The sequence below is a fragment of the uncultured Shimia sp. genome (genome assembly GCF_947493595.1).
Lineage (GTDB): Bacteria > Pseudomonadota > Alphaproteobacteria > Rhodobacterales > Rhodobacteraceae > Shimia.
Genome location: NZ_CANLRL010000001.1, coordinates 635,878 through 647,461, shown reverse-complemented (window position 1 = coordinate 647,461; position 11,584 = coordinate 635,878). Strand labels below are relative to the sequence as shown.

Genomic DNA, 11,584 nt, shown 5'->3' with positions numbered 1-11,584 from the left:
CCAATGAGAGAATTTGCGCGGGCCAAGCACCCTGCCCTGCGGATTTCCGCAGGGTGAAGTTTAGCGCTACAAAAGCGCGTCTTTGTTCAGCCCCAGCTTCACAATTTTCTCGTTGAGCGTCCGCCGCCCAATGCCCAATGCCGCCGCCGCCGCATCCATGCGCCCCTGATGCGCCTTGATGGCCTTGCCGATCAGCTCCCGCTCAAAAGCGGCCACCGCCTCGCGTAAGGTATCCGGCACATCTTCAGCACCCAAATCTCCAGCCAAGGCCGCCGCCATCGAGCCGCCGCCGCGCCGTGCCGCCATCACCCGCCGCGCGCAGACGTTGCGCAACTCGCGCACATTGCCCGGCCAGTCATGCGCCAAGAGCGCGGCCATATCCTCATGGCTCAACTCTGGCGCCTCCATTTCGTGCATCTGGGCGTAGTCCCCCAAGAAATGCCCTGCCAGCAACGACACGTCATCGCGCCTTTGCCGCAATGGTGGCACCTGCAAAACAAACGTATTCAGGCGAAACAGAAGATCCGCCCTCAGCCGGTCATCAGCAACCGCCTGATCCACGTCTTCATTGGTTGCAGACACAATCCGCAGGTCCACTTTTACCGGCACACCGGAGCCAACCGGATAGACCTGCTGGTCCTCGATCACCCGCAGCAGCTTGGCCTGCACCACCGGCGGGCAACTGCTTACCTCGTCGAGAAACAATGTCCCGCCAGAGGCCGCCTGTAGACGCCCTTCTGCACCGCCGGCCATGCCAAACATCTCCGCTTCAAAACTGTCCGGATGCAGCGCCGCGCAGTTGACCGCTAAAAATGGCCGATCCGCCCGCGCGCTCAGGTCATGCAATGCCCGCGCCACCAACTCCTTGCCGGTGCCGGTCTCGCCAAGCACCATCACCGCGCCATCCAGCCCCACCAGATCCAGCACCTCTTCGCGCAGCGCCACGACAGCCGCCGTTTGCCCCAGCAACACCCGGTCCAGACCAGACAAGGCAAACAACCGCTCTTTCAGCCGTGCATTGCTGGCTTTCATCCGGCTTTGCTCCGCCGCATGGGTCAAGATGGTCAACAACCGGCGCGGCTCATACGGTTTTTCAACAAAACTATAGGCCCCCGCCTGCATCGCCTCCACCGCCATAGGAATATCGCCATGGGCCGAAATCAGCACCAAGGGCGGTGCCACATCGCGATCGAGTTGCGCCAATAGCTCCAGACCGCTCATCCCCGGCATGCGCACATCGGACAAGATCACATCCGGGTGCATTTCTCCAAGCTTGTCCAACGCGCGATCACCACGGGGCACGGCCTCCGCCTGCCATCCAGCGGCTTCCATCAACGCCAGCAACGACTGGCGCATGGACTTGTCGTCATCCACAATCAAAAGGCTAAAAGGCTGCTCGTCGCTCATATCGTCTGCTCGTTGTTGTCTTGCACCGCAGGAAGCTCCACGCGGAACACCGCGCCCCCTTCGGGCCGATCCTGTGCACGCATTGTGCCGTCGTGATCCTTGATAATGCTGGCGGAAATCGCAAGGCCAAGCCCCATACCCCGCCCACTGGCGCGCGTGGTCACAAAAGGCTCTTGCAAGTCCGGCAGGTTCGCTGTTCCCAATCCGTGGCCTGTGTCCGCCACGTTAAAGAAGGCAACCTCGCCCTCTTGACCGACCGTCAAAGACAGGCGCGAAACCGCGTCCTCTTCTTCCATCGCGTCACAGGCATTGCGCAGCACGTTGGTGATCACCTGCTCCAGCCGCAACCGGTTGCCCCGCACCCAAACTGGCTCTTCTGGCTGCTGCAGGTCCACCTCCACAGCCCCTTTCTCAATGTTAGGTGCCAGCAACGTCAAACTGGCCTGAAACGCCACACGCAAATCAAACACCTCAAACGCATCACCCCCACTGGTGGCAAAGAATTTGAGCTGGCGGGTGATGCCTTCCATGCGCCCCACCAAACCGCTGATCTCCGGCCCCAATCGGGTGGCCCTCTTTGGATTGATCTCCGCCGCCGCCAAATGGTTGCGCATGGCGGCAATCGGTTGGCCCAACTCATGTGTCACCGAGGCCGACAACTGCCCCAACGCCGCCAATCGGCTGGCCTGCTCGAGCTCTTTCTGTGTTTTCTGCAACCGCGCCTCAGCCGCTTTGCGCTCTGCCACTTCTACCGCCAGCTTCTGGTTTGAGCTGCGCAGTTGCGCCTCTTCTTTCTCCGCCCGCTTCAGCGCCCGTCCCACGCGCCGCGCCCGCTGGACCTGAAACACAATCATCAGCGCCCCGGCCAAAAACACCACCGCCGCCGTCGCCAGCCAACTGCGCGCCACGGCGCGGTCATCATCGGCAAAATAATGTAGCTGCCAGCCATCCGGCAGGTCATCCGCCACCAGATGCATACGTTCATCCCCGCCAATCACCGCGCGATTGTTGGCCTTCACCCGCCACTGTAACGGATCCAATGGCTGTCCTGAAAACTGCCGCACCGCGCCAATGTCCTGCTTTTGCGCATCCGTCAGCGGTGTAAGCGCCCGGTAGCGCCACGCCGGATCAGAAGCCAGAAGAACGACGCCATCGCTGTTGGTCAGGATCACTTGCTGGCCAGCGCGCCGCCAACTGTCCTCCAAGACGGAAAAGCCCTTCTTGATGGCAATCACACCGGCCACCTCATGGCCTTCGACCACCACGCCATCCGCCAGAAACAAGCCCGGCAAGCCCGTGGTCATGCCAATGGCATAGAACCGCCCGTGTTTGCCCTGTAACGCGTCTTTGAAATAGGGACGGAATCCGTAGTTGTGACCCACAAAGCTGGTCTCGGTGGCAAAGTTAGACGCGGCAATGGTGACCCCGTTGGCATCCATCAAATAAATAGCCTCAAGCCCCGATTGCTGCGCAAAATCCTCAAGCCGCGCGTTCAACGGTCCTGTGCCACCGCCTGCCACCGCCTCGGTCACAAAGGTGTCCCGCGCCAAAATGTGCGTCAGATGACTGTGCTGCTCCAACTCCGCCACAACCGTGCTGCGATACAGCGAGAGCTGTCCCTGCGCCTTGCTCCATTCTTCCTGGGCAAAATAGTCAAACGCCGCCCGTTGTACTACAAACCCCACCAACAGGGTCAAAATCGCAGAGAAGATCAGGGGACGTCGAGACATTGGGCCGGGCACAGTTGCAAAAGTTGGCGCAGGCTAGGCCAATGCCGCGCACTTGGAAACGGGATTCTGGGGGCTTTGCCCCCGTCGCCGCAAACGGCGCCTCCCCCAGGATATTTGTGGAATGAGAATGAGTGGTTGCGAGACGTTGCTGTGCGACCTACATCTTTGCCTATGTTTGCAGATTTTCTCAAACGCCTGACGGCGCCCGCCCCCGAGACTTTGGATGACGCTGACGCCCGCCTGGCGTTGACCGCCTTGCTTGTACGCATTGCCCGCGCGGATGGTGTCTATGATCCGGCAGAAGCTGACCGCATCGAACGCATTGTCACTGGCCGCTATGGCCTCAGCCCATTTGAGGCCACCGCCCTGCGCAAAGAGGCCGAAACGCTTGAATCCGAAGCGCCTGATACCGTTCGCTTCACCCGTGCGATCAAAGATGCCGTGCCATTGGAGGCGCGCATCGAGGTGATCGAAGCCATGTGGCAGGTGGTCCAGGCAGACGGCGAACGTGACGCAGAAGAAGACAGCGTCATACGCTTGGCAGCTAACCTTTTGGGCATCTCGGACCGCGACAGCGCTTTGGCCCGCCAACGCATGGCCGCACAGGCATGATTGCCGCCTTTCCCATGTATGATCGCCCGGAGGCGGCAGCGACATGGGATCGGCTTTGGCAACTTTTTCGAGACGCCTACGGCGACGGGCCGCAACAACTGACCCGAGACGCCGATCTCTGGGACGTCTGGCAAAACCCGGACCTCTTACTGGCCCAAACCTGTGGTTTTCCCTACCGAACGCGACTGAAGGACAAAGTTGCTCTGATTGGCGCGCCAGATCACGGAATATTGGAAGCGCCGGCCGGACACTACTGTTCCGTGATTGTCGCCCACCGCCGATATGAGGGACAAAACCTCACCGCATTGGACGGCGCTACGTTGGCCTATAATGAACCCCTGTCACAATCCGGTTGGGCGGCCGTGTGGCGTCATTTTGATCAACACGGTGTGCGAATCGGCCCTCGAATTCAGAGCGGATCGCATCGGGAATCGGCTCAAATGGTGGCCCATGGAGCAGCAGAATTTGCCGCATTGGACATCATCAGCTGGAAATTGATGGAACGCTATGATGACTTTGCTTTGGAGTTGCGTGTCATCGATATGACCGCCCCAACACCCGCTTTGCCCTTCATTTCCGCATGTTACCACGACGTGGAACGCATCCAAAAGGCGTTACATGACGCTATTCAGGCGCTGACGTTGGGTCAACGCAGAAAATTGTATCTACAAGGTCTGGTGACGCTGCCGCAAAGCTCTTATGAGGCTGTGCCAAACCCGCCCGCGCCCTGACTTTTTGGCCAAATGAATGCACAAAACGTCACTTAGGGGGCTTCACCCGCCCTTTTGAAAGTTGCAATTGCGCAAATTTTCATTCCTATTGGGCAACCAATGATTAACCCAATACTGATGGGGACACTGTGAGCGAAGCCACGCCCGTTCTGCAAATCCGCGACCTGCACAAGGCCTATGCCAACCTAGAAGTCATCAAGGGCGTGGATATCACCGCGCACCGCGGCGATGTGGTTTCTTTGATTGGCTCCTCTGGTTCCGGCAAATCCACAATCCTGCGCTGCGCCAACCTTCTGGAGCACAGCCAGCAGGGCGAAATCCTGTTCAAAGGTGAACCTGTGACCTGGAAAGGTGCCGGCCATTCCCGCGAACCGGCGGACCCCAAACAGATCCTGCGCATCCGCACCAACCTGTCGATGGTATTTCAGCAATTCAACCTGTGGTCCCACATGACCATCCTGCAGAATGTCATGGAGGCGCCTGTTACCGTGCTTGGCCGCGACAAGGCTGAGGTTGAAGAGGCTGCGCACGCCTACCTCAACAAAGTGGGCATCGCCGACAAACATGACGCCTACCCGGCGCAGCTCTCCGGTGGTCAGCAACAACGCGCCGCCATTGCCCGTGCCTTGGCGATGGAGCCGGAAGCTTTGCTGTTTGATGAGCCCACCTCGGCGCTCGACCCAGAGCTTGAGCAGGAAGTTGTACGCGTAATCAAAGCGCTGGCCGAAGAAGGCCGCACCATGATGATCGTGACCCACGACATGAAAATGGCCCGCGATGTGTCTGATCACGTTGTGTTTTTGCATCAAGGCCTGATCGAAGAACAAGGCACTCCAGACGAGCTCTTTGGCAATCCAAAATCTGAACGTTTGAATCAGTTCCTGTCTTCAACCGCCGCATAAAAAACAACAGAACAACCAATCCATAGGGAGCAAAACTATGAAAAACCTGATCCTGAGCACTGCCGCACTGGCACTGACCGCAGGCTTCGCCATGGCCGACACCGTGCGCCTTGGCACCGAGGGCGCCTACCCTCCATACAACTTCATCAACGACGCTGGCGAAGTGGACGGCTTTGAGCGTGAGCTGGGCGACGAGCTCTGCAAACGCGCCTCCCTGACCTGCGAGTGGGTCACCAACGACTGGGACAGCATCATTCCTAACCTGCAGTCCGGCAACTACGACGCCATCATCGCAGGCATGTCCATCACCGATGAGCGTGAAGAGACCATGGACTTCACCCAGGGCTACACCCGCCCTTCCCCATCCGCCTACGCCGCTCTGTCTGCGGACGTGGACGTGAACTCCGCGATCGTTGCGGCGCAAACCAGCACCATCCAGTCCAGCCACGTGGCCACTACCGGCGCGACACTGGTTGAGTTCAACACTCCGGATGAAACCATCGCAGCTGTGAACGCAGGTGAAGTGGACGCCGTGATGGCGGACAAAGACTTTCTGGCACCATTTGTGGCTGAAACCGACCTGACCTTTATCGAGGACGTTTACCTCGGTGGCGGCATCGGCATGGCGTTCCGCGAATCTGACGACGATCTGCGCGGCAAGTTCGACGCAGCCATCGCTTCCATGAAGGCAGACGGCAGCCTGAACGACCTGCTGGACAAGTGGGAAATCGAAGGCAAATTCTAAGCCTTCCCCATTTGAAAACCAATTGAGGGGGGGGGCTCAGCCTCCCCCTTTTCCCACCCGGCGGACTGCCCCACGTGGCCGCACTGCCCCAAGATCACACGAAAGAGGCCAGCCATTTTTGCCTATTGCTCAGATCCTTCGGTCCTAGAAGGTTTGTCCTGGCTTAGCTGCTATCTCACCACCGGGAAGCACATGGCCTTTTACGCCTCCTTTGGCACGGTGCTGTTGTTGCTGGCGATCACCGCCCCAACTGCGCTGTTGTTTGGCCTCGGCGGCGCCATGGCCGCCCGTGCGCGCTTCTTCCTCGTGCGCTGGTTTGGTAAGGGCTACATCGCCATTGTGCGCGGCGTGCCAGACATTGCCTTCTTCCTCTTCTTTGTGATTGCGCTGGATCAGGCGATCGAATGGATGCGCCACAAGGTCAAATGTCCCGAATGGACAGAGCCGGTCCGCCAGGGCAACGAGTTCCTGGTCTGTGACATGGCCAAAATGCCGCTTAGCTCCTCCCCCCAATGGGTGCATGAGATTTATGGCTTCTGGCTCGCGGTGTTCACCTTCGCCATCGTCTTTGGCGCCTTTGCCGCCAACGTGCTCTACGGCGCCATGCAGGCCGTACCGCGGCCACAACTTGAAACCGCCGAAGCTTACGGCATGACGCCACGCCAAACTTTCTGGCGTATCCTGATGCCACAGATGTGGATCTACGCCCTGCCCGGTCTGTCCAACCTCTGGATGGTGCTGATCAAAGCCACCCCGCTGTTGTTCCTGCTGGGGGTCGAAGACATCGTCTACTGGGCACGCGATCTGGGCGCGTCCAAAACCGCCCGCTTCACCGCCTATCCGCACGGCGACTGGCGCATGTGGTACTTCCTGGCTCTGCTGATTTTCTACCTGCTGTTCACTCGCGTGTCTGAGATTGTCTTGGCACGTGTCACCAAACGTCTGTCCCATGGACAGGCCACATTGGACGGGGAATCCCAACGCAAAGCGGGGAGCGCGGCATGAGCTGTTTCGACACCATTCAGAACTACGCCTTCCGCTCTTTGGGTTATGGCGAACGTATGTTGCCGCGCACGGATTTCACCCTGTGTGAGCACTTCACCCTGATCGGCTCCGGCATGATCTGGAATGTTTACTACGGCCTGTTGGCGATTGTGACCGGCTTCTTTTTTGCCAATCTTTTGGCGGTGGCCAAGAACTCCAATACACGCTGGGCGCGCAAACCGGCAGAATGGTTTATCTTCCTCTTCCGGGGCAGCCCGCTGTTTATCCAGTTCTTCTTTGGCTACTTCCTGTTCCTGTCACTCAAAGGCGTGTCGCCGATCTTCAACCCGCTGTCCTCTGCGGCTTTGGGTGCGCTGATCGTACTGTTCCTGAACACTTCAGCCTACTCGGCAGAAATCTTCTACGGTGCGCTGCGCTCCATCCCGAAAGGCGACGTGGAGGCCGCAGATGCTTATGGCATCACTGGTTGGTTCCGCTTCCGCCGCATCATGTTCCCAACCATGATGCGCCTGGCGTGGCCGGCCTACACCAACGAAGCCATCTTCCTGTTTCACGCCACCACACTGGTGTTCTTTTCCGGCTTCCCGGCATGGCGACAGCAGGGGGACGCGCTCTACTATGCCAACTACTTTGCGGATAAAACCTACAACCCGTTTGTACCCTACCCGATCCTGGCGATGTACTTCATCTTGCTCACGCTGGTGATCATCTGGATCTTCGGTCTGGTGAACAAACGCCTGAACAAACACCTGCCTCAGGCATCCGTGAAAAAGCTGCGTGTGCGTCCAAACCTGATCCGCTGATCGCGGACCGCACCACCTGAATAATTGCTAAACACCCGTCAGACATTGGCGGGTGTTTTGGCTTTTTTTCCACCTCCGCAAAACAGCCGCGATACAGACGCAATACCGACACGCCCGCAAACGCCCGCAATTTTCTTCTGGACAATTGATCTGACGCCCCCGATAATTTGATCAAATTACAAATGTGGTGACCCATGGACCCGGCACAAAGCGCAACCTTCCGGATTGGTGCAGTAGATCTCAACGGCCAATTGCGCGGCAAACGGCTGCCTTCTGAACATCTCCCAAAACTCGACAAAGGCGGCGCGCGTCTGCCCCTCTCGGCCCTCAATCTGGACATCTGGGGTTGTGACATCGAGAACAGCCCGCTGGTGTTTGAAAGTGGCGATGCGGATGGTGTACTCACCCCATCCCCACGCGGTGCTGTGCCGATGCCATGGCTCAAAACGCCGTCCCAACTTGTTCTAATGGGCATGACCAACGAAGACGGCAGCCCCTTTATGGGCGATCCCATTCAGGCCTTAGCCACCGTACTGGAACGCTACACCGCCCGCGGCTGGACTGTGGTTGCTGCCACCGAAATGGAGTTCACCCTCGTGGACGACAGCGGTGCCCATCTTGTGCCTCCAAAGCACCCCCGCGATGGCCGACAGCTCGATGCGTCTGAAATCCTCAGTGTCTCGGAACTCGATGCTTTTGACGAATTCTTCAGCGACATCTACGACGGCGCAGCTGCGATGGGAATCCCATTGCAAACCATGACCTGTGAAGGTGGCGTAGGACAGTTTGAAGTAACCCTTAATCACCAAACAGCGATGAAAGCCGCCGACGATGCCTTACTGATCAAGCAGTTGCTGCGTGAAACCGCTCGCAACCACGGCTTTGCCGCCACTTTCATGGCCAAGCCTTACGGCGATGACGCCGGCAACGGCATGCACGTGCATTTCTCTGTGGTGGATGAAAACGATAACAACGTCTTTGACAATGGCACCGCAGAAGGCTCGAACCTTCTAAAGTCCGCCGTGGCAGGTTGCTTGGAGGCCATGCGCGCCTCCACCCTAATCTTCGCGCCGCACGGCCCGTCTTATGACCGCTTTGCACCGGGTGCCCACGCGCCAACAACCGTGTGCTGGGGCTACGAAAACCGCACCGCTGCCATCCGCATTCCCGGCGGCCCGAACGCCGCCCGCCGCATTGAGCACCGCGTGTCCGGTGGAGATGTGAACCCCTACCTGATGCTCGCGGCCATTCTTGGTGCGGCCATCGAAGGCATCTCCGAAGGCTTGATGCCGCCTGCCCCAACCACCGGCAATGCTTATGCGCAGGACCTGCCGCAACTGGCCAAAAGCTGGGACGACGCCATTGCGCTGTTTGAAAGCGATGCCTTTATTGCGCGTTGCCTGCCAAAGCAGCTGATCGACAATCTAGTGATGACCAAACGCCAGGAGGCGCAAAAACTCGCCGAGATCGACGCAGCGGACCGCTGGAAAACCTATCTGGAGCGTGTATGACACGCTTGCGCGAGCGCCTGTCTCCCGCTACCATTAATTTGATCAAATTCTGGTGATACATGAAAATCGGCATCCTTTTGACTGGCCACGCGCCTGACGAGCTTGAACCGCACTACGGCAACTACATCGAGATGTTTAAGTCCTTGCTCTCTGGGCAGGAATTCGAATTTGCAGGCTATAAAGTGGTCGATGGAGACTTCCCCGAAGCGGTAACCGACGCCGACGGCTGGCTCATCACCGGTTCCAAACACGGAGTCTACGAAGACCACGCTTGGATCCCACCACTGGAAGACTTCATCCGCGATGCCGTGACACAAAGCATCCCACTGGTTGGCGTGTGTTTCGGCCATCAGATCATCGCGCAAGCTCTTGGTGGAAAAGTGGAAAAGTTTGACGGCGGCTGGGCTGTCGGGCGTCAGAGCTACGACTTTTCCGGCACCGAAATTGCCATGAACGCCTGGCATCAGGACCAAGTCACGGAACTGCCGCCCGGTGCCGTTGCTATCGCGTCCAACGATTTTTGCAAAAACGCCGCCATCCTCTACGGCGACCGCGCCATCACGGTTCAGGCGCATCCGGAATTCTCCGCCGACTTTGTTGACGGCCTGATCAACACCCGCGGCCGTGGTGTTGTGCCAGACGCCATTCTCGACGCCGCAATCGACGAACTTGATGAACCGACAAACAGTCAAACCATTGCAGATCAATTTGCAGACTTCTTCCGACAGGAGCGCCCCCGATGACCGCCCCCAAAACCGACTGGCTTTCAAAGACCCCTGACGCCGCCCGCGCCTATTTGGAGGGCCACCGTCTCGACGAAGTAGAATGCATTATCTCCGATCTTCCGGGGATTGCCCGTGGCAAGGCCGTACCGGCCACCAAGTTTGCCCGCCAAGAATATTTCCACCTCCCGGATTCGATCTTTTATCAAACCCTGACAGGTGGTTGGGGCGAAGCGGCCGGTGAAGAAGGTTTTATCGAAAAAGACATGATCCTGCGCCCGGATTGGAGCACGGCCACCGCCGCGCCCTGGACCGCCGATTGGACGCTTCAGGTCATTCACGACGCCTATAATCTGGACGGCTCGCCGGTCGAGTTTTCACCGAGAAATGTGCTCAAACGGGTGATCCAGCTCTACCGTGATAAAGGCTGGGAGCCGATTGTGGCCCCGGAAATCGAATTTTTCCTCGTGGCACGCAACACCGATCCACGTCAGGAAATCAAACCAATGATGGGCCGCTCCGGCCGTCCAGCGGCCGCACGTCAGGCCTATTCCATGACCGCCGTGGACGAATTTGGCCCCGTCATTGACGATATCTATGATTTTGCTGAAGCGCAGGGTTTCGAGATCGACGGCATCACCCAAGAAGGTGGCGCAGGTCAGCTTGAAATCAACATGGTGCACGGCGATCCGCTCAAATTGGCGGATGAGGTTTTCTACTTCAAGCGCTTTATCCGCGAGGCGGCCTTGCGTCACGATTGCTATGCGACCTTTATGGCCAAACCCATCGAGGACGAGCCCGGCTCTGCCATGCACATCCACCATTCGATCCTTGACATCGAAACCGGGCAAAACATCTTCTCCGGCCCGCAAGGGGGCGAAACAGATGCGTTTTTCCACTTCATTGCCGGCCTGCAAAACCACCTGCCCGCCGCAATTGCCGTGATGGCGCCCTATGTGAACTCTTACCGTCGATACGTGCGCGACCACGCAGCCCCGATCAATCTGGAATGGGCACGAGACAACCGCACCACCGGCATCCGCATTCCCATTTCCTCGCCACAAGCCCGCCGCGTGGAAAACCGCCTCGCCGGCATGGACTGCAATCCCTACCTCGGCATCGCTGCCTCACTCGCCTGCGGCTACCTTGGCCTCTTGGAGCAAGAACGCCCGGACAAACAGTTCAAGGGTGATGCCTATGATGGGGAAGAGGCCATCCCCCGTATTCTGGGTGGCGCGCTCGATCTATTTGATGAAGCCAAAGATCTGCATGACATCTTGGGACCGGATTTTGCGCGGGTCTATTCCATTGTGAAACGTGCGGAATACGAAGAGTTCCTCGCAGTGATCTCCCCATGGGAACGTGAGCACCTTTTGCTCAACGTGTGACATCCAAGCGGTTGGCCTCTGGCCAATC

At 58.4% G+C, this 11,584-nt stretch carries 11 protein-coding genes; 9 read left to right on the top strand and 2 right to left on the bottom strand.

From position 1 onward, the window contains the following. Positions 1-66 precede the first annotated feature (66 nt). A complete protein-coding gene (locus tag Q0955_RS03295; RefSeq protein ID WP_299419835.1) occupies positions 67-1,407 on the bottom strand; it encodes a sigma-54 dependent transcriptional regulator in 1,341 nt (446 codons plus the stop codon). Beyond that, on the bottom strand, positions 1,404-3,137 hold the full coding sequence (locus tag Q0955_RS03290; protein WP_299419834.1) for an ATP-binding protein: 1,734 nt from the start codon (positions 3,135-3,137) through the stop codon (positions 1,404-1,406). The genes Q0955_RS03295 and Q0955_RS03290 overlap by 4 nt, the downstream gene beginning before the upstream one ends. Positions 3,138-3,308: 171 nt before the next feature. Here Q0955_RS03290 and Q0955_RS03285 point away from each other — a divergent pair, with 171 nt between their 5' ends. The 9 genes from Q0955_RS03285 to Q0955_RS03245 all read left to right on the top strand — a co-directional run bounded on the left by Q0955_RS03285 (position 3,309) and on the right by Q0955_RS03245 (position 11,556). Next, complete coding sequence (locus tag Q0955_RS03285) at positions 3,309-3,749, top strand: TerB family tellurite resistance protein (RefSeq protein WP_299419832.1); 441 nt, start codon at positions 3,309-3,311, stop codon at positions 3,747-3,749. Beyond that, positions 3,746-4,480, top strand: a complete 735-nt coding sequence (locus tag Q0955_RS03280) for a PhnD/SsuA/transferrin family substrate-binding protein (RefSeq protein ID WP_299419830.1) — start codon at positions 3,746-3,748, stop codon at positions 4,478-4,480. Before Q0955_RS03285 ends, Q0955_RS03280 begins: the two co-directional genes overlap by 4 nt. 128 nt (positions 4,481-4,608) lie before the next feature. Beyond that, a complete protein-coding gene (locus Q0955_RS03275; protein WP_299419828.1) occupies positions 4,609-5,382 on the top strand; it encodes an ATP-binding cassette domain-containing protein in 774 nt (257 codons plus the stop codon). Between the two features lie 37 nt (positions 5,383-5,419). Beyond that, positions 5,420-6,127, top strand: a complete 708-nt coding sequence (locus Q0955_RS03270; protein ID WP_299419826.1) for a transporter substrate-binding domain-containing protein — start codon at positions 5,420-5,422, stop codon at positions 6,125-6,127. Between the two features lie 114 nt (positions 6,128-6,241). Continuing rightward, a complete protein-coding gene (locus Q0955_RS03265) occupies positions 6,242-7,132 on the top strand; it encodes an ABC transporter permease subunit (RefSeq protein WP_299421030.1) in 891 nt (296 codons plus the stop codon). Continuing rightward, on the top strand, positions 7,129-7,935 hold the full coding sequence (locus tag Q0955_RS03260) for an ABC transporter permease subunit (protein WP_299419825.1): 807 nt from the start codon (positions 7,129-7,131) through the stop codon (positions 7,933-7,935). The genes Q0955_RS03265 and Q0955_RS03260 overlap by 4 nt, the downstream gene beginning before the upstream one ends. Before the next feature lie 194 nt (positions 7,936-8,129). Next, the gene (locus tag Q0955_RS03255) at positions 8,130-9,446 is read left to right on the top strand and encodes a glutamine synthetase family protein (protein WP_299419823.1); all 1,317 of its coding nucleotides are present in this window, start codon (positions 8,130-8,132) and stop codon (positions 9,444-9,446) included. A 59-nt stretch (positions 9,447-9,505) separates the two neighbouring features. After that, a complete protein-coding gene (locus Q0955_RS03250; protein ID WP_299419821.1) occupies positions 9,506-10,189 on the top strand; it encodes a type 1 glutamine amidotransferase in 684 nt (227 codons plus the stop codon). Then, positions 10,186-11,556 (top strand): glutamine synthetase family protein, encoded by a 1,371-nt coding sequence (locus Q0955_RS03245; protein ID WP_299419820.1) that lies wholly within the window; start codon positions 10,186-10,188, stop codon positions 11,554-11,556. Before Q0955_RS03250 ends, Q0955_RS03245 begins: the two co-directional genes overlap by 4 nt. Positions 11,557-11,584: the final 28 nt, after the last annotated feature.